Source organism: Simkania negevensis Z (assembly GCF_000237205.1).
In the GTDB taxonomy this organism is placed as follows: Bacteria; Chlamydiota; Chlamydiia; order Chlamydiales; family Simkaniaceae; genus Simkania; species Simkania negevensis.
On record NC_015713.1, the window covers coordinates 1821491 to 1846197 of the forward strand.

Annotated in this window: 19 protein-coding genes and 1 pseudogene; 17 read left to right on the forward strand and 3 right to left on the reverse strand. The window is 42.3% G+C overall.

Annotated features, from left to right (window positions below):
* Positions 1 to 101: 101 nt before the first annotated feature.
* From SNE_RS08980 to SNE_RS08990, 3 genes are all read right to left on the reverse strand, one after another.
* Positions 102 to 1835, reverse strand: coding sequence for a hypothetical protein (locus SNE_RS08980; RefSeq protein ID WP_013944094.1), 1734 nt, complete (start codon positions 1833 to 1835; stop codon positions 102 to 104).
* Complete coding sequence (locus tag SNE_RS08985) at positions 1798 to 2589, reverse strand: amino acid kinase family protein (protein WP_013944095.1); 792 nt, start codon at positions 2587 to 2589, stop codon at positions 1798 to 1800. Before SNE_RS08985 ends, SNE_RS08980 begins: the two co-directional genes overlap by 38 nt.
* A gap of 190 nt (positions 2590 to 2779) precedes the next feature.
* Positions 2780 to 3406, reverse strand: a complete 627-nt coding sequence (locus SNE_RS08990) for a hypothetical protein (protein ID WP_041418998.1) — start codon at positions 3404 to 3406, stop codon at positions 2780 to 2782.
* 518 nt (positions 3407 to 3924) lie between these two features.
* On the opposite strand from SNE_RS08990, the pseudogene rpsA reads away from it, so the two are divergent.
* The 17 genes and pseudogenes from rpsA (at position 3925) to SNE_RS09075 (ending at position 24688) form a co-directional block, all read left to right on the forward strand.
* A pseudogene (rpsA, locus tag SNE_RS08995) lies at positions 3925 to 5674 on the forward strand (30S ribosomal protein S1).
* A 38-nt stretch (positions 5675 to 5712) separates the two neighbouring features.
* Entirely contained in the window at positions 5713 to 6987 is a 1275-nt protein-coding gene (nusA, locus tag SNE_RS09000; RefSeq protein WP_013944099.1) for a transcription termination factor NusA, read from the forward strand.
* Between the two features lie 2 nt (positions 6988 to 6989).
* Positions 6990 to 9383, forward strand: a complete 2394-nt coding sequence (gene infB, locus SNE_RS09005) for a translation initiation factor IF-2 (protein WP_013944100.1) — start codon at positions 6990 to 6992, stop codon at positions 9381 to 9383.
* On the forward strand, positions 9380 to 9742 hold the full coding sequence (rbfA, locus tag SNE_RS09010; protein ID WP_013944101.1) for a 30S ribosome-binding factor RbfA: 363 nt from the start codon (positions 9380 to 9382) through the stop codon (positions 9740 to 9742). Before infB ends, rbfA begins: the two co-directional genes overlap by 4 nt.
* A 4-nt stretch (positions 9743 to 9746) precedes the next feature.
* The gene (gene truB, locus SNE_RS09015) at positions 9747 to 10430 is read left to right on the forward strand and encodes a tRNA pseudouridine(55) synthase TruB (RefSeq protein ID WP_013944102.1); all 684 of its coding nucleotides are present in this window, start codon (positions 9747 to 9749) and stop codon (positions 10428 to 10430) included.
* Positions 10427 to 11332, forward strand: a complete 906-nt coding sequence (locus SNE_RS09020) for an FAD synthetase family protein (protein ID WP_013944103.1) — start codon at positions 10427 to 10429, stop codon at positions 11330 to 11332. Before truB ends, SNE_RS09020 begins: the two co-directional genes overlap by 4 nt.
* 46 nt (positions 11333 to 11378) lie before the next feature.
* On the forward strand, positions 11379 to 12476 hold the full coding sequence (ychF, locus tag SNE_RS09025) for a redox-regulated ATPase YchF (protein WP_013944104.1): 1098 nt from the start codon (positions 11379 to 11381) through the stop codon (positions 12474 to 12476).
* A 13-nt stretch (positions 12477 to 12489) separates the two neighbouring features.
* Entirely contained in the window at positions 12490 to 13857 is a 1368-nt protein-coding gene (locus SNE_RS09030; RefSeq protein ID WP_148258999.1) for a hypothetical protein, read from the forward strand.
* On the forward strand, positions 13854 to 14756 hold the full coding sequence (locus SNE_RS09035; protein ID WP_013944106.1) for an OTU domain-containing protein: 903 nt from the start codon (positions 13854 to 13856) through the stop codon (positions 14754 to 14756). The genes SNE_RS09030 and SNE_RS09035 overlap by 4 nt, the downstream gene beginning before the upstream one ends.
* Positions 14757 to 14852: 96 nt before the next feature.
* Positions 14853 to 15929, forward strand: coding sequence for a type III secretion system export apparatus subunit SctU (gene sctU / locus SNE_RS09040; RefSeq protein WP_013944107.1), 1077 nt, complete (start codon positions 14853 to 14855; stop codon positions 15927 to 15929).
* The gene (gene sctV, locus SNE_RS09045) at positions 15926 to 18052 is read left to right on the forward strand and encodes a type III secretion system export apparatus subunit SctV (protein WP_013944108.1); all 2127 of its coding nucleotides are present in this window, start codon (positions 15926 to 15928) and stop codon (positions 18050 to 18052) included. Before sctU ends, sctV begins: the two co-directional genes overlap by 4 nt.
* Before the next feature lie 307 nt (positions 18053 to 18359).
* Positions 18360 to 19868: an MFS transporter gene (locus SNE_RS09050; RefSeq protein WP_013944109.1), complete on the forward strand. Its 1509-nt coding sequence runs from the start codon at positions 18360 to 18362 to the stop codon at positions 19866 to 19868.
* A 48-nt stretch (positions 19869 to 19916) separates the two neighbouring features.
* Positions 19917 to 21104 carry a type III secretion system gatekeeper subunit SctW gene (gene sctW, locus SNE_RS09055; protein ID WP_013944110.1) on the forward strand — a complete coding sequence of 396 codons (1188 nt, stop codon included), beginning with the start codon at positions 19917 to 19919 and terminating at the stop codon, positions 21102 to 21104.
* A gap of 5 nt (positions 21105 to 21109) precedes the next feature.
* The gene (locus tag SNE_RS09060) at positions 21110 to 21574 is read left to right on the forward strand and encodes a CesT family type III secretion system chaperone (protein ID WP_013944111.1); all 465 of its coding nucleotides are present in this window, start codon (positions 21110 to 21112) and stop codon (positions 21572 to 21574) included.
* The gene (locus SNE_RS09065; protein WP_013944112.1) at positions 21571 to 23145 is read left to right on the forward strand and encodes a 4-alpha-glucanotransferase; all 1575 of its coding nucleotides are present in this window, start codon (positions 21571 to 21573) and stop codon (positions 23143 to 23145) included. Before SNE_RS09060 ends, SNE_RS09065 begins: the two co-directional genes overlap by 4 nt.
* 57 nt (positions 23146 to 23202) lie before the next feature.
* A complete protein-coding gene (locus SNE_RS09070) occupies positions 23203 to 24297 on the forward strand; it encodes a protein-tyrosine phosphatase family protein (protein ID WP_013944113.1) in 1095 nt (364 codons plus the stop codon).
* Positions 24281 to 24688: a contact-dependent growth inhibition system immunity protein gene (locus SNE_RS09075; RefSeq protein WP_013944114.1), complete on the forward strand. Its 408-nt coding sequence runs from the start codon at positions 24281 to 24283 to the stop codon at positions 24686 to 24688. Before SNE_RS09070 ends, SNE_RS09075 begins: the two co-directional genes overlap by 17 nt.
* Positions 24689 to 24707: the final 19 nt, after the last annotated feature.

Sequence of the window (24707 nt, forward strand, 5' to 3'; positions counted from 1 at the left end):
AATCTTCAATAACTTGCCTCAGGAAGGGTAAATCAAGGCTGCTTTTTAATAAAGGAGGAATTGAGTTTTTCTAGATGCTTTCTAGCATCCGCCTCGTCAGATCATATACTGAATTGACTCAGCTGTTTCATCATTTCAGGCTCATCTTTTTCCAAAATCAACCCAAAGAAAAAGCGCTCATCATGGGTCAATCGAAGTTGGACAGGCCGTGAGGAAAATTTCATCCTTTCAATAAATTCTAAGAGTTTTGCTTTTTCAGCTACCTCCATGACAAAGTAAAAGACATCTTCTTGCGCCGTTAAAAACATTCTTTTCTTTTGGAGCACTTCAAGCAAAAAAGTAAAAAAAGTTTTTAAGTGTTGAGGAGGAACCAAGCTCCGTTTCTCTACAGGATAAAGGGCATGAAAAAAATTATCGAGTAGAAGGCTGTGTCGTTGAGCCTCAGCACCTAATAAGTCATGCAGTGCTGAAAGCACCTCATTTTGTTTAGAAATCATCCCTCCATTATAATCACGCACCTCCCCTACGACTTTTTCTAGCTCTTTTAAAACGTAAAGACGAGCCTTGTATAGATCAACCGATTGATCATCTCTCAAAAAATCTGTCAAATGGAGTTCCACTTTGAAAACGAGCGCTTCCTTAAAGTATTTTTTTCTAAGCATCCCGATCTTTTTCACCCGTTCAACCTGTGGATGTAAGTGATCTAAATGATCAAGTAATTCTTCAGCACTTTCCAAGTGTGGGAGTAAAACACGCGCTAAAATCACTGTAAAATAAAGCTTTTGATCCGTTTGTCCGTGAAAAGAAAGGATGATTTGAGGCAAATCTCGCGAAAACTTAAGCTGCCCCCCTAAAGTCACAACATGCCGCATCACCTCTTCTTCATTACGAGGCATAAAAAGAGGGCGCTGCAAATGTTCGACACGTCCCTTCAGAACTAACGGAAGTTCCCGTTTAAGAAGAGCTTGCTCATTCGAATCAATCTCCGTGTAGAGGAGGAGAAGAGGATACTCGCCATCTTCATATTCATATACGCTTTCTGGAAAGCTCTCAACCCCAGGAATGAGCGCCTGTATCGCCTTAAGCAGGTGTTTGTCCGAAAAGATTTCATGCTCTCGCAAAAAATTAAGCCCAACTGAAATTCCTAAGACTTGACGGCTCCCAAACGGGTGATGCAACCACCGCCTTTTCACTTTAACAAATAAGTGGCGCCTCTTAGCATTTTCTTCAATTTTTTGGATGAGCTTTCTCTTGAGTTGATAAAGCCCTGCCAGGTTCTCACTGATTTGCCGCACTTCATGAAAGCGGAGGCTTTCTTGATGAGATCGAATAAAATAATGTTGCATTAGCGAAAAGAAGTCATAATCAAATTTTTCAGGGAATCTTTGAAGAATTTTGGCCACCCGTTCTTGAACACGGATCCGCTTTTCTTCGAGGGTCATTCCTTTCAACTCTAAAATACGGTTGGAATGATACGGCGAGCGTAATCCGACCAAAAGTTCGTGCTTGAGAACCTCGACATGCCCTTTAACCTGTTCCCAAATCGAGCGACTTTGAAATCTCATTTCAAGTTCTGCTACAACATTGGTATCATCGACTTGTGATAAAAAAAACAGGACCGGTTTTCCAGGAAGAGATCGCTTCACCATTTCATAAAAAAAAGTTCCTAAGCCTGGCTGATCTTGGCAAAGAAGAAAAAATGAAACCGTATTTTCTATCGGATCAAAAAGAGAGTAAGTAATCGAAGGAAAAGGAACTTGAGTGTGCTCTAAAATGCGCTGAATTGCGGCTTGAACTTCAGGGCGGTGACTGATCTCCTGTGCCAATGCTTTCATAAATAGGCTCCAAGCTCCTCGCTATTTGATCATCACTGATTTTCGTTCCTGGAAAAAGCATACGCTCATCTTCCTTAAAACTTAATACGTGTAATGGGATGCCATTTTTTGAAGCAAGGAAAATTGAACGAGGATGCAATGGTGTACTCCCGCTTTTTGCATAAGCTAGCGCTTGATCGTAAGAAAGATGAGAAAAAAGAGAAGCATTAGCATCTTTTTTGGGATCTTTCTCATAAAAACCCGGAACATCTTTATAAAACTCGACTTTTTCAGCCCCAAATGCAACCCCTAGGGCAACAGCTGTCGTATCAGATCCACCACGCCCAAGAGTTGTGATTTCTTTGGCTTGGCTCACTCCTTGAAACCCTGCCACTATAACTACTTTCCCTTCATCGAGATGCTGCTTGAGCCGCAGAGGACGCACAGCTAGAATGCGAGCATCTAAATGATCATCAGATGTCATGATTCCAGATTGACTCCCAGTTAAACTGATAGCTTGAACACCTTGATCAGCTAGCGCCATTGCTAGAAGTGACATGCTGATTCGCTCCCCAACAGAGATAAGCATGTCTTGTTCCCGTTTAAGTGGATTTGGAGAAACTTTGCGAGCAAGGTCCATGAGTTCATCTGTCATCTGTCCCATAGCACTTACAACGATAATGAGCCTTATATCTGATTGAAATTTTTCTTTCACAATCTGCGCCACACGGCAAAAATGGTTTGGCGTTTCAAGAGCCGCACCTCCAAATTTCATCACCAAAGTCTTCAAGATAAACCTATTTTAATAACGCTTGTGATTTCTTAAATTTTCGCTCAGATACTCTAACCTTGTTTTGAGCACATAGACCATGATAACAAGAACTCAAAACAAGGTTAGAATAGACGAGAAAAGGCTGCAATGAAAAATAAAATGATTATCGGGATGGGTTCATATAGTTTCGCGATTAGTAGCTACTGCTGGCGCAAAAAAAAACTCCACATCTTAAGCAAGTTTCCCTCTGATCAAAGTCTCCTCTAATATATCTTGGGATTAGATCAGCTAACTCAGCACTTTTTTTAACATGGGTCCCAAAGTATTCGTCTTCTTCTATTTTTTTACCATTATACTCTATCACAGAAAAGTCATAACCCTTTTTTTGAGAAAGTCGATTAGTTGCCAGACGATCAATGATCCGATGCTTCACAGCATGACCTGTATCAAAGAAAGCCAATTCTAAACTAAAACTCCTCTTACCAGGAAATCTCACATGAACTTGATAGGATGGGTTAGGAATAAAATTAACATCAAAAACTCTAGTAGGGATAAACCAGTTCCATTCCCAACGCGAAGAAATCTCAGGAAAATACTTTTCCAAATAGGCGTTCACATCGTCAATTGTATTCCAATTAAATCCTCTAACATCGTTGTCAAATAAAGGCTTGTAAGTTCCATTACACAGCCAAATCGCTTTGAGAGATTTTGTATCCCCGGTGATGATAACTTGAGACCCTCCTCCCTGCGAATAGGTCCAAGTATTACACTTTGGAAGGCAGGTCAAATCTCTACCTTTCTCTGCTACTAAAGTCGCCATTTCCTTAATCCTCCGAAAAAAAAGTAAGTCCATAAACAGGTAGGAGTATATTCCAAAATGAAAAAAAATTAAACGATCAATTTACTTGCTGTTTTTTTTAAATTTTTTTTTACATTCTCTTGAACTGGAAATAAGAAAAGTTGACGCGAGTAAATTTTAAACTTTTGAAACCCAAAGTTGCCATTTAGATCTACTTTCTGGTTTGATAGAGAAAAGTGCCTGCAAAAATGTTTTTCGATGATCTCATAGTATACTCAAACAACTTCAAAATATGAGAAGAAAGACTTTTTTACAGATTCTTTATCGCAAAGAAGAGGTGAAAATAAGTGGCAGCTTGGGTTTTTGAAGTTTCTTGAGTATAAAAGTTGCTTTATTAGTATTTCTTTGCTAGGCTTTTTGGATTAACAGCGCTGTGCTGCAGTGAATTTATTTCCCATTCCAGTTCAGTCTGTTAGCAAAGCCCCTTCTTTCGGTGAAGTTGGCATTGAAATTATAAACTTATGGAGAACCCTTTAAACATGTCCAAAGAATTAGAATACGACTGGAACGAAAGCAAATACATCGACGATGTCGATTTCGAAGAAAAAGATGCGAAACTTTTTGAAAGCTTGCTCAACCAAAAGGAAGAAGTTGCCGGTGAAGGTTCCATTGCTTCAATGGAAGTCGGTCAAATCCTTAAAGGTGATATCTGTTGAACTCACACCCGATTTTGTCGTTGTTGACGTTGGACTCAAATCTGAAGGGCTTATTCCTATTAACGAATTTAATAATCCGAATGAATTGACTCTTGGTAACGAAATCGAAGTTTTTCTCGATCGAACTGAAGGAGATGATGGACAAATTGTCTTGTCTCGCGAAAAAGCGCGTCGCCAACGTCAATGGGAATACATCCTCGAACACTGCGAAGAAGGTTCGATTGTAAATGGTAAAGTCATCCGCAAAGTGAAAGGTGGCTTGATGGTCGACATCGGAATGGAGGCGTTCCTCCCCGGTTCTCAGATCGACAACAAACGAATTAAAAATATCGACGAGTATCTCGACAGATCCTTCGATTTCAAAATCCTTAAGATCAACATCGAAAGAAAAAATATCGTCGTCTCACGCCGTGAGCTTCTCGAAGAAGAACGCAGCTCTAAAAAAGCCGAGCTCCTTGAAGAAATTAAAGAAGGCGAACTACGCAAAGGGATTGTTAAAAACATTACTGACTTTGGAGTCTTCCTCGACCTTGATGGAATCGATGGCCTTCTTCATATTACAGACATGACTTGGAAGCGCATCAAACACCCATCTGAAATGGTACAGCTCAATGATGAACTCGAGGTCATGATCCTTCATATCGATCAAGATAAAGGACGGGTCGCTCTTGGGCTCAAGCAAAAAGAAACCAATCCTTGGGAAGAAATCGAAAAGAAATATCCTCCAGGAACTCTTATTCGTGGGAAAATCGTCAATCTTGTTCCTTATGGCGCATTCATCGAAATCGAGCCTGGAATTGAAGGTCTGATCCACGTATCAGAAATGTCATGGGTGAAAAACGTGACAGATCCTAGTGAAGTTGTGAACAAAGGTGACGAACTCGAAGCTGTTGTTCTTTCTGTTCAAAAAGAAGATGGAAAGATTTCACTTGGAATCAAGCAAACAGAGAAAAATCCTTGGGAAGACGTCGAACAAAAGTATCCCGTTGGAAGTACAGTCAATGCTGAGATTCGCAATTTGACCAACTATGGCGCGTTTGTTGAGCTTGAGCCAGGAATTGATGGACTCATTCACATTTCAGACTTGAGCTGGATCAAAAAAGTATCACACCCATCTGAAGTTCTCAAGAAAGGTGATAGCGTTGAAGCGATCATCCTTTCTGTTGACAAAGAAAGTAAAAAAATCACCCTTGGAATCAAGCAACTTAGCAGCAATCCATGGGAATCGATCGAAAAAACTCTACCCATTGGAACTGTCGTTAAAGGTATTGTGACAAAACTGACAGCTTTCGGAGCTTTCATTCAACTAGAAAATGGCATTGAAGGTCTAGTTCACGTTACAGAGCTCTCTGACCAAGCTTTTGGTAAAGTCGAAGAAGTTGTTAACGTTGATGATGAAGTCACTGCAAAAGTCATTAAACTCGACCCAGAACACAAAAAAATCTCGCTTTCTATTAAAGAATTCCTCATTGAGGAAAATCAAGAGAATCGAGATGACATCGTTGTTGAAACAGCTAAGAAAAAACCCAAAAGGGTAGAAGAAGATGAGGAAGAAGAAAACGAGGAGGAATAATCCCGTTTCCTTCATAACCAAAACGTAAGAGCATTAGGATGAATAAAGACTTAGTCGCTATTTTTGAATACCTTGAACGAGAAAAAGGGATCAAGCGAGAAACGATTATCAAAGCCATTGAGGAATCGCTTCAAGTCGCTGCACGAAAAAGTGCTAAAGGCGCTGGAACCATTTCGGTCGAAATCGATCCTCGCAACGGTGAAATCAAAGTGATCGCAGAGAAAGAGATCGTTGAAGAGGTTACCTATCCCGATGAAGAAATTCTCATTGAAGAAGCACGTGAACTCGATCCTACGTGTGAGCTTGGTCAATTCATCCGTGTGACTGTTACGCCAGCTGATTTTGGACGAATTGCCGCTCAAACAGCCAAGCAAGTGATCTCTCAAAAACTTCGTAGCGCAGAGCGTGACGTCATTTACGAAGAATACCGCCACCGCATTGGTGAAATTGTTTCGGGAACTGTAAAGCGTCTTGTTAAAGGTTCCACGCTGATTGTTGACCTTGGAAAAGTCGAAGCCATTCTTCCTGATCGATTTTACCCCAAAACAGAAAAATATCATGTCGGTGATCGCATTCAAGCCCTTCTTTGGGAAGTACGTGATACTGAAGGGGGCGGTGCAGAAGTCGTACTTTCTCGCAGCCATCCAGAAATGGTCGAACAACTCTTCATCCAAGAAGTTCCTGAGTTGCACGAAGAAACTATTGGAATTAAAAAGATCGTGAGAGAAGCTGGATACCGCACAAAAATCGCTGTCTACTCGAATGATCCAAAAGTTGATCCTCTAGGTGCTTGTGTCGGTGTACGAGGCACACGCGTTAAAAATATTATTAGAGAGCTCAATAATGAGAAAATCGACATTGTCATCTATACAAATGACCCTGTCGAACTTTTTCAAAGCTTGGTTCATCCGATAGAGCCTAAAAAAATTCAATACGATAGAGCAAAAAATGCGATTTTTGCCGTTGTAGAAGATGAAGATTATCCGATTGTAATCGGAAAAAGAGGAATGAATGCCCGCCTCAACGCTGAACTGATTGGCGCTGAGATTGAGGTAAAGAAAATGAGTGAGTATCAAGCTGCACTTACTTTTGAGAAACAACAACTTTCTCAAGATGTAGGCCCTGAGCTTGATATGGAACTTGAACAGGTCGAAGGCCTAAACCAATTTGTTATCGACAGCTTAAAAGAGGCTGGATACAACACTCCACGTAAAATTCTCAATGCTCCCATTGAAGAATTGATGAAGTCGACAGGTATCAGCTCTGAAATGGCTCAAGATATCATAGAAAAAATCCAGAAAATAAGGACCTAATTTTGGCAAAAAACCTCAAGCTAACAGTCAAAAACACTCAGCTTGCAGAAGCCCTAAAAAAGAGCAAACTTAAAAAAGAAGAAAATGCTCAGCCTAAAGAAAAAGCCAAAGAAAAGCCAAAAGCTGCTGCAAAACCAATAATACCGGCTGAAAGTGAAAGCCAAGCGGTCACTGCTGTCCCAAAAGAGCCAATCGAAGCAGCTCAAGAGCCGGTCGAAGCAGCTCCTCCAAAAGTCGAAGAAAAAAAAGCCCCTCTTCCTTCCGAAAATGTAGAAAAGCCAAAAGCAAAACATCATGCTTACGAAAAGCACAAACCTCACAAACACATTGAAGCGCATCCCCCAAAAACTAAACACGCTCCCCCTCTTAAAAAGCCCGAAAATGAGGAAGACAAATCTACGATTAAAGACATTAAGAAAAAGGATTCAGAGCGGACTTTCAAAGATGAGAAAAAACAAGAGGGATACCGCGCAGAATTTAGCCGTGTCACACGTGACGTCAAATCTAACCGATTTGATTCCCGTGATCGCCACGGGCTAAGGGTCGGAGAAGAGCGAACTTACCGTCGTAGACGTCCCCGCTTTCGGCCAGCAAATAAAGAACCAATTGAAATTGTTCGACCCAAAAATCTTTCAGTACGCATTCCCATTTCGATCAAAGATTTAGCTCAAGCGATGAAGCTTAAAGCTTCAGAGCTCATCTCTAAACTCTTCATGCAAGGGGTGGCTCTAACCCTCAACGACTATTTAGATGACGAAACAACCATTCAACTTCTCGGACATGAATTCGAGTGTGAAATCACAATTGACACAAGCGAAGAAGAGCGTCTCCGCATCACCGACAAAACCATCCAAGAAGAAATTGCCGATGCGGATGAAAAACACCTAGAGTTTCGCGCACCCATCGTTGCCTTCATGGGTCACGTTGACCATGGAAAAACAAGCCTTATTGATGCCATCCGCAAAAGTAACATTGCGGGCGGTGAAGCCGGAGCCATTACACAACACATCGGTGCTTTTAAGTGCCACCGCGAACATGGTGACATCACGATTTTAGACACACCTGGACACGAAGCCTTTTCCATGATGAGGATGCGTGGCGCCACAATTACCGATATTGTCGTTCTTGTCATTGCCGGTGACGAGGGAATTATGCCTCAAACTGATGAAGCGATCAAACACGCGAAAGAACAAAATGTTCCCATGGTCATTGCAATCAACAAGTGCGATAAAGTTGGCTTTGACGCAGACACCATTTATCGTCAATTAGCCGACCGCGAACTCCTCCCTGAAGCATGGGGCGGATCTGTGATCACAGTGAAATGCTCAGCTTCAACCGGTCAAGGAATTCCCGACTTACTTGAAATGCTTATCCTTCAATCTGAAGTTTTAGAGCTTAAGGCAAATCCAGATGCACGAGCTAGAGGAACAGTTGTTGAGTCTGAACTTCACAAAGGCTTTGGAGCCATTGCAACAGTGCTCGTTCAAAATGGAACGTTAAGACTAGGAGATGCTCTCGTCATTGATGAGATTTACGCTCGCGTAAAAACGATGCACGACGAACATGGGAAAAGTATCCCAGTTGCAGGTCCTTCTACACCTGTTAAAATTACGGGTCTTTCAGGTGTTCCTGCTGCAGGGAACGAATTTATCTCAGTTGAAAACGAAAAAATAGCTCGAAAACTTGCAAGCGAACGGGCTTCTGGAACAAAACGTGCAGTGATTCAACGCCGATCTGAAGGCCTGGAAGGGCTCATGCAGCGTCACCAAGAACTCACAGAAAAGAAAGTCTTAAATCTCATCATTCGTGCAGATGTTCAGGGCTCTGTTGAAGCCTTAAAGAGTTCTCTTCTCAACATTAAGAGTAAAAAGGTCGAACTGAACTTTATCGCAGAAGGAGTTGGTGAGATTTCTGAGTCAGATGTCGAACTCGCTGTTGCTTCGAATGCAGTTATCATCGGATTTCACACCCAAGTCGAAAGTCATGCTGAAGATATGATTAAACGGGAAAAAGTTGTGATCAAGCGGCGCAACATCATCTATCAAATTCTAGATGACGTCACAGAGCTGATGCTCGCAACTCTCGATAAGGTACGCAAAGAAACCGAAGCGGGAACAGCCGAGGTAAAACAAGTATTCAAATCTTCTCAATTAGGCTTAATTGCTGGTTGCCAGGTCTCTGATGGTATCATCAAACGGAATCAATTCGCGAAAGTCATTCGTAAAGGTGAAATTGTTTGGGAAGGCAACATTGCTTCTCTAAAACGGGTTAAAGAAGACGTGAAGGAAGTGGCAAAAGGACTAGAATGTGGGATTCTGCTCGAAAAATTCAACGATTATCAAGAAGGCGACGAAATTAAAACCTTCGACATCACCTACATTCAACAAGAGCTATGACCAAAAGAACTGAGCGCCTTAACTCCCTTTTGAAGGAAGTCTTGAGTGAAGTCATTCGTCAAGACGTTAAAAATCCAAAAGTGTCTGAACTGATCACTATCACTGAAGTAGATATTACAAAAGATCTTCACCATGCAAAAGTCTACATTAGCGTGATCGGTGACGAAAAAGAGCGGAAAGAAACCATTGATGCTCTCCAATCAGCAGCAGGCTTCATTTCAACGATAGCCTCTAAAAAGGTTGTCATGCGTTATTTTCCCAGTTTGAAATTTATTTTAGATAGAACAGTTGATAAGCAGATGAAAATCGACTCTATTTTGAAAGAAATCGAAGAAGAAAAAAAGTCACGTGAACAATAAACCTATGAGCTACTCTGAAGGCATCCTCCCCGTAAACAAAGAAAAAGGACGCACGGCATTTTACCTCGTAAAAGTCTTGCGAAAGCTTTCTGGTATCAAGAAAATCGGCCATGCTGGGATCTTAGACCCTTTTGCGACAGGTGTCATGGTGATGCTTCTTGGCCGCCCCTACACGAAAATCTCCGATAAATTTCTTCAACATGATAAAGAGTACCTTGCAACCGTTAAGCTTGGAGCCTCCACCACAACTTACGATTGTGATGGAGAAATCACAAAGACAAGTGACCATATTCCCACAGAGACTGCTATCGAAGATGTTGTGAAAGAATTTCAAGGCTCTATCAGCCAAATTCCTCCCATGTATTCTGCAAAAAAGGTCAATGGACAAAAGCTCTATGTTTTAGCAAGACAAGGGATCGAAATTGAGCGTAACCCCATTCAAATTCAACTAGAAATAGAAGTTCTCGACTATTCTTACCCTGAGCTGAAGCTGCGCATCAAATGCTCAAAAGGGGCTTACATGCGAACTCTTGCTTATGACATTGGCCAAAAGCTAGGAACTGAGGCTCATTTAGTTGAACTGACAAGAACACGAAGTGGTCCATTTGAATTAAAAGATTGCATTGACGCAAAAAGCCTTTCTGACCGATCCTTTAATTTTACCCCTTATTTGAGGAAAGAGGCGTGAAAGTAGTCACCAGATTAGAAGATGTCCCTCCAGCAGTCGCTCCTATCGCACTGACAATTGGGATCTTCGATGGGATTCATTTAGGCCATCAGGCAATCATTAAGGAACTGCACAAGCTCACACGGAAAACGGGAACGCGTGTCCTTTTGACCTTTTCGAATCATCCTTCGGAAATCTTTCAACCTCAGTCGCCTACTCCCCTTATTCTGTCCTTCGAGCACCGTCTTCACCTCCTCAAACTCTATGGAATCGATTTGGTGATCGCGCTTCCCTTTACTCGGGAATTTTCTGAGCAATCGTATGTCGAATGTATGGAAGCTTTGCGAAAAAAACTTCCCTTTCAAGAGTTGGTTTTAGGAGAAGGTGCTTCTTTCGGGAAAAATCGCGAGGGAGATGAAGAGCGTTTGAAAACTCTAGCTAGTCAAATGGGTTTTAAAACACATTATTTGAAAAAAGAGCGGCACCACAAAGAAATGATTTCTAGTGGAATGGTCCGTAACTTTGTTCAGGAAGGAAAACTCAAAAAAATCAAAAAATACCTAGGTCGCCCCTATTCGATTTGGAAACTCCTTGAGCCAAACGCACTCAAAAAAGAAAACGAAACCCTCCACTCTTGGTCTTTTGAAACCTCCCAGCTTTGCTCTCTTCCTTCAGGTGTCTACGGAGTTGATTTTGAAGGAGAGCCAGATACTCTCCCTGCAATCGCCTTCATCCAAAATAGTCAAGATCTCAGTGGGTCGCTTTCAACTGTCACAGTTTATCTTGAATCTGAGCCTCCTAATACCCCCTCTGTCAACCTTTCTTTTGTCGAATATCTTCACCCAGAGATCGACCCAACTCTCTTCCAGTCGACCCCACAGTCGATTTTGGAAAATCTTTCTGCTCAGCCCTCTTTATCCTAATTGGAAATTGTGATAGAATTTCTTCAAAAATTATATTCAGGCTAGAATGTCAAAACTTTCTTGTGGAATCGTCGGTCTTCCTAATGTCGGCAAATCAACTCTTTTCAATGCCTTGCTCAAAAAGAAACAGGCAGGCGCTTCAAATTACCCTTTTTGCACCATTGATCCCAATGTTGGAATTGTCGATGTTCCCGACAACCGGCTTGAAATCCTTTCAAAGATTACTAAAAGCCGAAAAATCATTCCTGCTGTGATGACCTTTGTCGACATTGCAGGACTTGTCAAAGGAGCTTCCCAAGGCGAAGGACTTGGGAATAAATTTCTAGCAAATATCCGTGAAACCGATGTGATCATCCACGTTGTCCGCTGCTTTGAAAATGATGAAGTGATCCACGTTGAAGGAAAAATTGATCCTCTCAGTGATATCGAAGTGATCAATTTAGAACTCATTCTAGCTGATATGCAAATGGCTGAAAATTCCTTGCAAAAACTCGAGCGACAAGCCAAAGGCAACAAAGAACTCATTCCAACTGTGAATCTACTCAAAAAAATCCTTGTGCATCTCAACGAAAACAAGCCCGTGCGCTCTCTTGATTTCACAAAAGAAGAACAAGAACTGCTAAAACCCTACCATTTTATCACTGCAAAAGAAGTCATCTATGTGACAAATGTCTCAGAAGCAGATCTTCCTTCAATGGACAATCAGTACGTTCAACAGGTGAAAAAATTTGCAGCTAACGAAAATAGCCAAGTGATCCCTATCTGCGCCAAACTCGAAGAAGAGTTGGTCCTGTTGGAAGAGCAAGAAGCTCAAGAGTACCTCGAGTCTCTTGAACTTAACGAACCGGGGCTCAATCGTCTGATACGTGTGGGTTTTGAGACACTAGGGCTCATTACGTTTTTAACCACTGGAGAACAAGAAACACGGGCATGGACCATTAGAAAAGGGACACTCGCCCAAGAAGCTGCCGGAGCCATTCATACTGACATTCAGAAAGGCTTCATCCGAGCAGAAGTCGTCACATTTGATGACATGGTTGAATGTCAAGGCCGCGTTAAAGCCAAAGAACAGGGAAAGGCGCGGATGGAAGGAAAGGATTATATCGTTCAAGACGGCGATGTGATCTTATTTTTTCACAATTAACATGTGGTGAAATATGAGTCTATACTTTCGTTTAACACAGACTGTTTACGACGGCACAACTTCGAATTTCATTTCGAACATCCTAATGCGTCCGACTCAGAGTCTTTTTGATCAACGTACTTATTATTTTTATACAAAAGAAAAAACAGACGACTTTTCACACATCTGTTTTGATGAAGTCACTTCAAAAGTGGTCCACTATTTTAATCTCTTTGTCGGTGTGATTCACAGCTGCTACTGCATTTATAATCTCGTCGGCTTTGCCATAAAAGTCTTTTCCTATTTGACACAGCCTAGCATCGCATATTTCTTAGCTGAAAGCGCAATTTCCGAAAGCTTTGTCAACAAGACCACTCAATGGCCTATGATCAACACATCTGCGATCAGTCGCTGCCCTCCAAAAGTTGATCCAACAGATGAAGAATTGGAAGCCATTAAAACCATTAAAACTACTGAACTCGTTGATATCTGGAAGAGCGCCTCCAATCATTCTAAAAAAAAAGGGATCGCTGAAGATTTAAACCTATGGCTCACTCTTATCGTCCCTTATCCTGAGAAATACACATATATAGCTAAAGAAGTGGCCCCGGAAGCTTCGGCCACCTTGGAGCAGAATATCAAGCTCATCATTTACCAAATACGCAGAAACAAAGAACTCTCAAGTGATGTGATTGAGCGACACATCCTAGCTATTGTCGATAAAGCCTATCTCTCAGAAGAAGAAAAACGCACTCACCCTTCCCATTCCGAGGATCCTTTAGAAAATCGGATTGCTTGTTCTCCCACTTGGATCGAAGTCACACAACAAGTTTACAAAGAACTCAAAGGTGGCGGAACGGTAGAATCACGTCTATTACTTTATCTGCAACAAATCAAAGAAGACATCATTCATGAACTTTCTGAAGAAATGCAACGTGATGGCTCGTTGCCGAATATTGAATGGCATGGACTCAATATGGGGCGGATGGTCATAGGAAAAGAAATAGGTCTAGATCGCTCCAATTTGAAATACGATTCAACGTTTAAACTCCCCGTTTCAATACAAATTATCTTGAAATATCCTATCCTCTACCGCTTTTTCCAGCGGTGTCCACCTCAAGAACTCAAAGACCGTCTCATCAAAAAAATCTCTTACGATCATCAAGGAAAAGGATCAAACGGGCTCGATCAAGAGCTGATGGCATTCATTGAGCCTTATGCTGAAACCTATTTCAAAGACAATAAGATAGATTACGAAGATGATAAACTCCCAATGGAGGCTTGGGGTCTAGCAAATCATATTACAAAACATTTCTTTGATTATGATAATAAAGAAAAGAAATACCACTTTAATGACCTTGGTGCAAAAGCTCTCTTAACCTCGATTGGGATACCAGTATGAGCCTTCCTGTCAAAGAACGCCCAGATGCCATCTATACATTTGAAGGAAAAACTTACGAAAATACCTCTTTTTCTAAGACTGGCATCCCTATTGTTGGCCAGCCATTGAAGATGGAAGCCTATGTCCATAAAGAATATACTCATGTGACAAGCCTTGAAGGAAAACGATTTAAGTCTCAGCTAGAAGAGGCTGCTAAAATTTACGGAGAGCAGCTTCATGAAATTCAAGGGGATGGCAATTGCTTAACTACAGCTTTTGCAACAAGCTTTCTTTACTTGCTCAATGGAAACGCTACACTCATTGCAACTTTCGATAACATTCTTATCGGTCTTGATGCTCATAAAAATATCCCTCCCGTGCGTCAAACGATTGAAAAGTTAAAAGTTAAAAATGACTTAGAGCTAAAGCAAATTTTAGCGAGTAATGAAACCATGTTTGCATTTTCTTCTGTTATCAGACACCTAGCTCGTCAAAAACTTCCAGAACTAGGAGAACCTTTTAGCCTTCTCATTGACGAAATGGTCCCTGAAGAAGATGGAAAAGAAATTGAGATTGCCTGTATCGGAGGGCTTTGTCAGCTATTAAACATCTGTGCAGATGTGATTTACTTGCGTAAAGATTACGATACTTTCAAAATCGAACGTTATCCCAATGAAACTGGCAAACCTGACCTTGTCATTTTACGCAAAGCAGCCCACTTTCTCTCAATCATTCTTGACTCAAAAAAATCAATAGAAGAAAGAACCAATGAGCTTGGTAAAGACCGAATCTCATCTCCAGCTGATGTGCCCCCAATGACTCAATCTGTAACCCAAGAATCGTTTAGTCGCAAGTGGCTATTTGCACTGCTCGCTCTTGCTATCCTCGGTGCACTCTACTACTTTTTCAACAAAAACTAAAGCTAGAGTTCAGGTTAATAGAAAGGTTCAGAAAACTCGTGGCAACATCATCTAAGGCCATATCAGGAAAATTCCTGATCTGATAAACTGGCCTGCATGGCTGAAAAAACCGAAAAGGCAACCCCGAAGAAACTCCGTGATGGACGGAAAAAAGGACAGGTTGCCAAATCAAAAGACTTTCCTGCCGCATTTACTTTTGCAGCATCATTTGCGCTAATCGTAGCGTCGGCTAACTTCTTTTTCGAGAATCTTGCAGGGTTCATGATTATTGCCTTTCAAGGAGTTAGAGAAGGAAGTCAAATCATTTCCCATATCCCTGGCTTTGTTTCAGCAGCTTTCGAAGTCATTTTCAATACGTCAATGCCCTTCATGATTTTCATCTCGATTATTGGGGTCCTTGTAAACTTTCTCATCATCGGCCCTCTCTTTTCGATGCAAGCGATGAAGTTTGACATCAAAAAACTCAACCCTATCAATGGGATCAAAAACATGTTCAAGCTCAAGACATTCATTGAGCTGATCAAGTCTCTTTTAAAGATCACAGGGGCGTTTATTTTGATCTATACGGTAGTTTATGACAGTTTACCGAAAATTATTGCGACCGCTGCAATGCCAATTTTGGGCGCTGCAATCGTCTTTAGCGACTTTTTAGTGAAAGTCGCGGTTCGGATAGGAATTTTCTTCCTCGCGATTGCCATTTTCGACCTGGTTTTCCAAAAAAAGAACTTCGCTAAAGAGATGAAAATGGAAAAATACGAGGTGAAGCAAGAGATCAAAGATACGGAAGGAAACCCCGAGATTAAAGGGAAAAGGCGACAAGTCGCGCAAGAAATTGCCTATCAAGAGGGGCCTCAGGCAACTCGACGTGCCAGCGCTGTGGTTACAAATCCAATTCACATTGCGGTGGCACTCCAATACAATTCCGAGACCGATCCCGCTCCACGCATCTGTATTATGGGAAAAGGAGTAACCGCTGACTCGATCATGAAAATTGCTCTTGAAGAAAACATTCCCATAATGAGAAATCCGATATTAGCACAAGAGCTATACAATAAAGGACAGATCGGCCATTATGTGCCGGAAGAGACCTATGAAGCCATTGCCGAGGTCTTGAAATGGATTGATCAATTAGAAGAAAGTACTGAATACAACGTGGAGATTTTCAAATCATGAAAGGCAGCCTTTTTGGCTTTCTCGGTAGCTCACGCGTTTTGAGTTTTTTTAATCGTTCTAGCGACGTCATTTTAGCCTTTTTTGTGATCGTCATCATTATGATGATTATCATCCCTGTTCCTCCTTCAGTTATCGATTGTTTCATTGCGTTCAACATGAGCCTTTCGATTTCGCTTCTCATGGTTGCCCTCTACATCCAAAAAGCGGTACACCTCTCAATCTTCCCGTCAGTTCTTTTGATTACAACTCTTTTCCGCTTGGGGATTGAAATTGCTGCAACTCGGCAAATTCTCCTTAAAGCCGATGCAGGAGAGATCATCCAAGCGTTTGGAGAATTTGTTGTTGGAGGAAACTTCATTGTTGGGGGTGTTATCTTCTTGATCATCACCATTGTCCAATTTATCGTCGTCACAAAAGGTGCTGAGCGTGTCGCTGAAGTTGCCGCTCGATTCACCTTGGATGCGATGCCTGGTAAACAGATGAGTATCGATGCCGACATGCGCAGTGGAACAATTGATGCCAATCAAGCTCGAGAGCTTCGCTTAGCCCTCCAAAAAGAAAGCCAATTATACGGAGCGATGGACGGTGCCTTGAAATTCGTAAAAGGAGATGTCATTGCCGGTATTGTGATTGCTGTGATCAACATTGTCGGGGGGTTGATCATTGGTAACATGATTCACGGCATGACCATGCTTCAATCAGCCCAAGTTTATACTTTGCTCTCCATTGGTGAAGGTCTTGTTACTCAAATTCCTTCTCTTATGATCTCTCTTACAGCCGGTATTGTAACCACACGTGTTTCGAGTGAAAAGAAAGGAGGAAACCTCGGGAAAGACATCACTTCTCAGATCTTTTCTCATTCCAAAGGGCTCATCCTAGCCGGAATTGTTACCCTTGGAATGGCTTTTTTAAAAGGATTTCCATCTTTTCTCTTCCTTGCAGTTTGCGCAGTTTTGATGTCGGTTGGAATCACTAACTGGGTGAAAGAAAAGAAAAAAGCCAAAAAAGCTGTCGCTGGCGCACTTGGAGCAGCCCAAGTTGAAACTGATGTTGAAGGCCACACTGTTGTACGCGGAGGGCTCGATGATTACGCCCTCACCCTCCCCGTGATTTTAGAAACAGGAAAAGACCTTTCATCGATTATCCGAAAGGAAAAAGGGGGGACTGCTTTTGTTGAAGAAATGATTCCCAAAATGCGTCATGCTCTTTACCAAGATTTAGGAATCCGTTTTCCAGGTGTCCATGTTCGAACAGAGTCCCCTTCACTAGATGCAAATGAGTACTCCATTTATCTCAACGAAGTTCCGCTCGTCCGTGGAAAAATTCTTTCTGGAAGTGTCTTGACAAATGAAACTGAAGAAACGCTAAGACGGTACAATTTACCGTTCACTTCGTCGAAAAATGTTGTCGGACAAGCTTCCCTTTGGGTGGAAAATAAATATGTCGAAGTCTTGAAAAAAGCAGGCATTAAATATTGGGAACCTCTCGATGTGATGATTCTTCACCTTTCCCAATTCTACAAGCAGTACGCTGCTGAGTTCATCGGAATTCAAGAAGTTCGCGCGATCTTAGAATTTGTGGAAAAATCGTTCCCCGACCTCATCAAGGAAGTCACTCGCCTTGTCCCTCTTCAAAAGCTGACCGAAATCTTCAAACGACTCGTGCAAGAGCAAGTTTCTGTTAAGGACCTGCGCACCATTTTGGAAGCTTTAAGTGAGTGGGCTCAAACCGAAAAAGACACGGTCCTCTTAACCGAATACGTTCGTTCTTCTCTCAAACGGTACATCAGTTACAAATACTCCCTTGGGCAAACTGTCTTGTCAGTCTACTTACTTGACCCCGAAATTGAAGACATGGTTCGCGGTGCGATCAAGCAAACTTCTGCAGGATCCTATCTCGCGCTTGATCCCGATTCAGTCCAACTCATTTTACATGCCATGCGCGGTGTCATAGCTCCTACTCCTCCAGGAGGACAACCCCCAGTTCTTCTCACTGCTATCGATGTTCGACGCTTCGTACGCAAACTGATTGAAGGAGAGTTCCCAGATCTACCAACGGTATCCTATCAGGAAATTGTCCCTGAGATACGCATTCAACCTCTTGGCCGCATACAATTGTCATAATTGAAGCCCTAAATTGCTAATTAATAACCTGAACTTTGAGTTTCTTTTACTCATTCTCAGGGATCTTTCTCCATAAACCCAGAGCTCAAGTTAATAATCATCTTCTCCAATTGAGTATAGACTCAAACTATTTCAAAAGCTGGTTTTGGGCAAAACGAAAGCTTTCGGAATTCGTCTATCTTAAATGACTCAATATTAGGAATATGAGATCACTTAAGATCGGCAAATTATGGCGCTTTGGCGCAGCCGAAGATCCAACTTTTGAAGTAGTTTGAGTATAATCCTACTTTTTCTATAGTTTGAAAATATGAACGGCAAAAAATTTTCAGGTGTTCTCGGCATCGGGTTTGGACTTCTCGTCCTCTCTCTTGATTGGTCTATTGTCAATAACGCCCTACCAGCTATCCAAAAAAGCCTCCTTGCAACACTTTCTGACTTGCAGTGGATCATCAATATTTTTGCTCTTGTTGTCTCTGCTCTTCTCGTCACAATGGGTCGACTATCAGATGCTTTTGGTCGAAAAAAAATGTTTGCAGTCGGGCTTTGGATGGGCGTGATCGCATCACTTGGAGCCGCCCTTTCTCCTACAGCAGGGGTCTTAATCATTTTTCGGGCATTTCAAGGGATTGCCGCCTCAATCATCGTTCCTGCATCCCAATCACTCATGACGCATACGTTCCCTGAAAATCAACATGGAAAAGCCATGGGGATTTGGGTCACGATCATCGGAGTAGGACTTTCACTCGGCCCAGTCCTCGGAGGGCTTATTGTCGAATATTTTTCATGGCATTGGGTCTTTTACTTTAACCTCCCTTTTCTTCTCATCAGCTTCTTCCTCGTCACTTCGTGCCTCGAAGAATCTAGAAATGAAAAACAGCCGATAAAGATTGACTTCCCTGGCATCCTTCTCCTGACTTTTTTTCTCGGATGCTTCTTACTTGCCACGATTCAGGCTCCTTCTTGGGGGTGGACAAGTGCAATCACTTTATCTCTGTATGCCCTCTCTGTAGTGACACTGATCGGTTTTGCTTTGAGTCAGTACCACACGAAAGTTCCTCTTATCGAGTTCCATCTTTTCAAAAACCGGCGCTTCATTTCTGGAGCACTGACCAAAGTCGGGATCGCCTTCTCGATTTGGGGGATTTTTTTCCTCCTCCCCCTTTTTTTCCAAAACATCCAAAAATTGTCTCCTGGACGATCGGGTCTTTTTCTCTTAATGCTCACTGCGTGTTTCACTTTGACATCTCACCTCACGGGACGTATTTCAGACCGTATCCCTAAAAAATCTCTGATCCTTGCCGGCCTTTTGCTGATTTCTATATCCTTATTCTTCAACGAGTTCATTTCACCTAACTCCTCACCCTATATCCTTTTGATCTTTCTTGGAATGTTTGGGATCGGATGGGGACTCAGCTCTGGTCCAGGAACTTCTATGGGAATTGCTGCTCTTCCCCGTCATGTGACAGGTGTTGCATCGGGAACTTTGGTGACTTTGCAAGAAATCGGCGGAGCAATTGGGCTTGCGGTGATTGGTACTGTCTTTCGCGTTTACAATAACGGGGTCTTTGAAGAAAAACTCGCGCTGTCTCACCTCGATCTATCTCCTTCTTTAATCGAAAAAATCCAAACATTTGTGAGTTCCAATGATACCCTTGCTTCGATCATTGCCAAACTCCCTGTAGCAACTCAAGAAGAAATTTTTGCGATTTTTCAAGAGGCCTTTATGGTCGGCTTCCATAGAGGCTTATGGATCGCTTTCGGGGTCGTTGCTGCCTTTCTTCTCGTAATTTTTGGATTGCTGCGTCGAGAATCTTGAATTTGTGATGACTCTCTTGTAGAATGAAAAAAAAGAGAGAGATTGTGAATGGCCGAAGATGAAATCGCTCCTGTCCGTGGAATGTCCGCTGACGCAAGTATCCATAAAGCTCAAAAAGCTCATGCCAGACAAGAACTAAATAACATGGCTGCGCGCCAAGCGGAAACCGAAGAAGATTTCCAAAGTTGGGCCGACCAAGCGCTTTTCAACCCGATCACGATGCGCAAAAAATTTGAGAAGCTTGATGATCGAATGAGACGGCCTGTCCAAAAAGAAGAAACTCAAAAAGGGGAAGAAACCCAAGAAAAAGTAGTCGGCGAAACAGATGTCATCGAACAAATCGCCGAAGATTACTATCAGCGTAATCCTGAACTGCAGAAAAAAACGCTTATGCTTCTGCAGCAACGCCTTAAAAATGATGATACCGCTGATACCATTCTCCGCAAACTCGAAGAGTTTTACACCGATAAATCCCTTGCCGATGAAGCGGTTGACTTTTTAATTGAAACGGCGTCGAACCGAGAAGAGATCCGCAATCAACTCCTTCAAGCCAAAGAGCAGTTTAATGCCGCCCATGGTCGAGAAATTCGCGCGGGACGTAATATCGCTGAGCAAGCACGCACGTTCTCCAAGCAAGGGCTAGGAAGCCCAACAGCTCTACGAGACCTTTATCGCAACATTGTCGCTACACCCCGGACACCTCACCAAATTTTCGAAGAGCTCACGGCAAAGTTCAAGTTTTCTGATATGAAAAACATCATTGATTTTATCCTCCACTCTCTCGGGTCGGATATGAAAGCAAAAGGCCCTTCGATCTCAAAAGCAGAACTTCAGCGGCTATTTGGGGAAGCGCGCACGATGCAAGCGATTTTAGGTGTTTTTCGCTTTTTCTTTGCTCGGATGAAATTGATCAAAGGTCAGTTCGATCGTTATGATTTAACGATGCCCAGTCGGATCAACTTCGAGGTGCTTGCCCGTCTTTTAATGAAGCTTCTGCAAGAGCGCTACCCTTCACCTGATAAGATCATCAAACTTTCATTTGTTTTGGGAATTTCTGAAGAAGTCGCAGCACAAATCATCATTTTTACCCAATACCGCGATGCTTTAAGACACATTTCCCCTAAGCTCTTCCAATCAGAGCGTCATCGTCAAGATCTGCTCTTGACAATCATTGAAACTCTCAGTGATCTTGAAGACGAGCTCGAAGAGGAAGAGGAAGAAGAAGAGGAGGAGTAATCAATATGGATCGTTTTCAAGAACTACTTTGGGACTTAGGTGAACTGCTTGAACTTCCCCTTCATGTCGACAAGAACCACGCTTGCCGCATTCTTCTCGATGAAAAACTTTCCATTCATATGGAAATGGTAGAAGAAAGAGATGCCTTATTACTTGCAGCCTTTTTAGCAGAAATTCCGCCAGGTCGCTTCCGAGAAAACGTGCTACGCGAATCTCTCAAAGTCAATGCCACACATCATACATTTGGAACACTTGCCTACATTGAAAAAATCAACACACTTGTGATGCACCGCTACATTCCCGCTGCCACTTTGACCGGTGAAAAACTCGCAGAAATTCTCGAGGGATTCATTGTTGAAGCTGACCAATGGCGTGAAGCGATTCAAAATGGGCAAGCAGCTCCTTCTGAATATCTCAAAACACATGGTGGCCAACCTTCTCCCTATAGCATACCCCCTCAAAGACCATGAGTCTTGAGTCTAAGCTGCAAGGAAAAATCACCTATAATGCTTGGAAACGGATAGGGATTCATGCTCACCATGGAATCAATATTCCCCTCTTTAGTATCCACACTAAAAAAAGCTGTGGTGTAGGAGAGTTTTATGATCTTCTCCCCCTCATCGACTGGTGTGCAAAACATGGCATGGATGTCATCCAACTTTTACCCCTCAACGACTCAGGTCAAGACCCTAGTCCTTACAATGCCCTTTCTTCGTGTGCTCTCCATCCTATTTACCTCAGTTTGCATGCCCTCCCCTACTCTGATGGAATGGAAGTAAAACTTGAGCCCCTACGGGCTCTAAATAGCTCTAAACACCTGCAATATGAGCATATTTATCAGGAAAAACTGCGCTTCTTACGCAAATACATTAAACGGGCAAAAGAGGATCTCCTCAAAGAGGGCGACTATGAAGAGTTTGTCACTAAACATCATTGGCTCAATCCTTATGCACTCTTTCGAGTTTTAAAAAACAAATGCGATCACACTCACTGGAAGCATTGGCCAAAAGAACTCCAAAGTCCTTCTACCCATCAATTGAAAAAACTCTACTCTGAGCACTCCAATGAAATCGAAATCTACTCGATCATTCAATACCTTTGCTTTAAGCAGCTCAAAAAGGTGAAGTCTTATGCTGAATCAAAAGGGGTCTTTTTAAAAGGAGATGTTCCCATTCTTGTCAGTCCTGACAGTGCCGATGTCTGGATGGACCCCACATTTTTTGATTTCAACTACGTTGCGGGAAGTCCCCCTAATCAGTTTAATCCTGAAGGACAATATTGGGGCTTTCCTCTTTATAACTGGCCTGCAATGAAGCAAGATCACTACGAATGGTGGAAAAAACGGCTTCTCACCGCTGCAGAACTTTATCACTTGTATCGGATCGATCACATTATTGGTTTTTTTCGCTTATGGGCAATTCCCCCTGATCAAGATCCTGCTCAAGGGACCTTCGTCCCAAGTGATCCAGCCATCATGGAAGCTCAAGGAGATCGAATTCTTCAAATTCTCGCCGGTTTTACTGATATGCTCCCGATCGGTGAAGACTTAGGACACCCCCCTTCTTTTTTACAGATGAGTCTCAACAAATACGGAATTCCCGGCACAAAAGTTTTTCGTTGGCAACGAGACTGGGCTAATGGAGAAACATTCATTCCTTACGAAAGTTACGAACCCATTAGCATGACCTCTGTTTCTACTCACGATCTTAGCACTGTCAGACTCTGGTGGAAGAAACATCCTAAAGAATCCAAAGCCTACGCTGCCTTCAAAGGATGGAAATATAAAAAAGAACTTTCTCCAGAGTATCAACTCGAAATCCTGTATGACAACCACCATAGTAGTAGCTTGTTTCACATCAATCTCTTGCAAGAGTATCTTGCTCTTGTCCCTGAGCTCACCTGGGAAAATCCAGATGATGAACGGATCAATTACCCAGGAACGCTCAAACCCCATAACTGGAAGTACCGATATAAGTTTCCACTAGAAACGCTTACAACGCACAATGCCTTCAATGAAGGCATAAAAAGAGTCCTTTCTTGATGAAAAATCGACGTTTATGAGAGGCTTTTCCATTTGTGCAAAAAAAAGGAAACGAATATGGCATCTCAAATATCGCTATCTCTAGCGCCTTTGGCATCAACGACTCAACCTTCTCAAGACTTAAACGACTGGCTCATGAAACGTATAGAGCCTGCTAGTATTTCTTGTTTTCATCAGATTTTTGCAAAAAACATCAAAGAACTGACTTCATTTGAAATCGAGAAATTATGGCAGAATTTGATCTCCCCCAAATTGACAATTCAGCTGATTCATGAAGACAATGAATTTTCCCAGGTCCCTCTTGATTCCTCCATTTCAACAGTTGACTGCATCGAACTCAATTCTGTAACAGCCATCACGACATCGATTGGTCCACTGAATGCAAGTGTCGTCTGGGACTTAGCCAAACCAACCTTTCCTCCAGATCTTCAATCTGGCGCCTACTGGGAACATGCACGCTCACTTCAAGAAGCTCTCGACTCCACTACAGCCCAACCCGTCATTTGTGCACAACTCCCACACGAACTAACAAGAGGGACCTATTGGAGAATGGTTTTTGAGAAAAACGTTGGAACCTTATTTTCTCTCACAAGCGCTAGAGATTGCATGAAACAAGTCGGTTCTGGCTACTCTTCTTCCTCTGTCCCTATTGAGCCCCTTCAAGAAGGAAGAGCAGCTGATGAATTTTGGCCTCTCTTAGGAGAAACATCTCGTTTCAAAGAAGCTGAGATAGAAGTCAAACAAGTTGCTTACACTGGCCCCCCTCCCTCTTCTCTGAAAGCAGAGTTTAAGGTCTGCGAATTTGTTCTCACAGATCTCAAAACCTCAGGGCAAAAAACTGTGAGGATGATCCGGTATCAGAGTTGGGGCGATGGATCCTCCCCGAACACACATCACGACATTCAAGAATTTTCAAATCTGCTGAAAACCCTACAACTCCCTGGAGGAATTTGTCTAAATTGCCGCGCAAGTGTAGGACGGTCAGGAACTTTGGCAGCCTATTTCATTCTAGATTCAATTCGCCAAGCAGGGATTCCTCTCACAATCCATTTAATCCTGAAGGTTGTTGAACTGATTCGCAAAAACCGTCACTTTCAAATGATTCAAACGCAGACCCAATGGAGTACTCTCATCCATGCCCTCGCCCTCTAGACATTTTAATACAAAAAAGTCACTACAAGAGCTCGAAAATTCAAATTGGGGTGAACCAAAGTACCCCTCCCATTTGGTCACTGAATGCCATCGGCTGAGGCGAGTTCCATTAGAAGAATTCACTGTTGAAAATTTACGCATCATGATCGGTCAAAATATCAGCTTGCATTTTCTCATTCCTCTTGCAATCGAGTATTTGGAAAAAGATCCTCTCATCAGTGGGGACATGTTCGAAGGTGATCTTCTACTTGCCGTTTTGAGATCTGACCCAAAGTTTTGGGAGGAAAGACCTGACTTAAAGCATCATGTGTATGACATTGCAAAAAATGTTGATGATGATGAAATCGCCGAGAAATTAGAAAGCTATCTCTTTTATAGGAGAACAAGTTGATTCAACTCTTGGCTGCGAG

Bases quoted from the DNA above. Each gene is read 5' to 3' on its own strand.
- SNE_RS09065 (WP_013944112.1), top strand. From the start codon at position 21,571: ATGAGTCTTGAGTCTAAGCTGCAAGGAAAAATCACCTATAATGCTTGG.
- SNE_RS08985 (WP_013944095.1), bottom strand. From the start codon at position 2,589: ATGAAATTTGGAGGTGCGGCTCTTGAAACGCCAAACCATTTTTGCCGT.
- rbfA (WP_013944101.1), top strand. From the start codon at position 9,380: ATGACCAAAAGAACTGAGCGCCTTAACTCCCTTTTGAAGGAAGTCTTG.
- SNE_RS08980 (WP_013944094.1), bottom strand. From the start codon at position 1,835: ATGAAAGCATTGGCACAGGAGATCAGTCACCGCCCTGAAGTTCAAGCC.
- SNE_RS09050 (WP_013944109.1), top strand. From the start codon at position 18,360: ATGAACGGCAAAAAATTTTCAGGTGTTCTCGGCATCGGGTTTGGACTT.
- ychF (WP_013944104.1), top strand. From the start codon at position 11,379: ATGTCAAAACTTTCTTGTGGAATCGTCGGTCTTCCTAATGTCGGCAAA.
- SNE_RS09075 (WP_013944114.1), top strand. From the start codon at position 24,281: ATGCCCTCGCCCTCTAGACATTTTAATACAAAAAAGTCACTACAAGAG.
- sctU (WP_013944107.1), top strand. From the start codon at position 14,853: ATGGCTGAAAAAACCGAAAAGGCAACCCCGAAGAAACTCCGTGATGGA.
- SNE_RS09060 (WP_013944111.1), top strand. From the start codon at position 21,110: ATGGATCGTTTTCAAGAACTACTTTGGGACTTAGGTGAACTGCTTGAA.
- SNE_RS09030 (WP_148258999.1), top strand. From the start codon at position 12,490: ATGAGTCTATACTTTCGTTTAACACAGACTGTTTACGACGGCACAACT.
- SNE_RS09035 (WP_013944106.1), top strand. From the start codon at position 13,854: ATGAGCCTTCCTGTCAAAGAACGCCCAGATGCCATCTATACATTTGAA.
- nusA (WP_013944099.1), top strand. From the start codon at position 5,713: ATGAATAAAGACTTAGTCGCTATTTTTGAATACCTTGAACGAGAAAAA.
- SNE_RS09070 (WP_013944113.1), top strand. From the start codon at position 23,203: ATGGCATCTCAAATATCGCTATCTCTAGCGCCTTTGGCATCAACGACT.
- sctV (WP_013944108.1), top strand. From the start codon at position 15,926: ATGAAAGGCAGCCTTTTTGGCTTTCTCGGTAGCTCACGCGTTTTGAGT.
- SNE_RS08990 (WP_041418998.1), bottom strand. From the start codon at position 3,406: ATGGCGACTTTAGTAGCAGAGAAAGGTAGAGATTTGACCTGCCTTCCA.
- sctW (WP_013944110.1), top strand. From the start codon at position 19,917: ATGGCCGAAGATGAAATCGCTCCTGTCCGTGGAATGTCCGCTGACGCA.
- truB (WP_013944102.1), top strand. From the start codon at position 9,747: ATGAGCTACTCTGAAGGCATCCTCCCCGTAAACAAAGAAAAAGGACGC.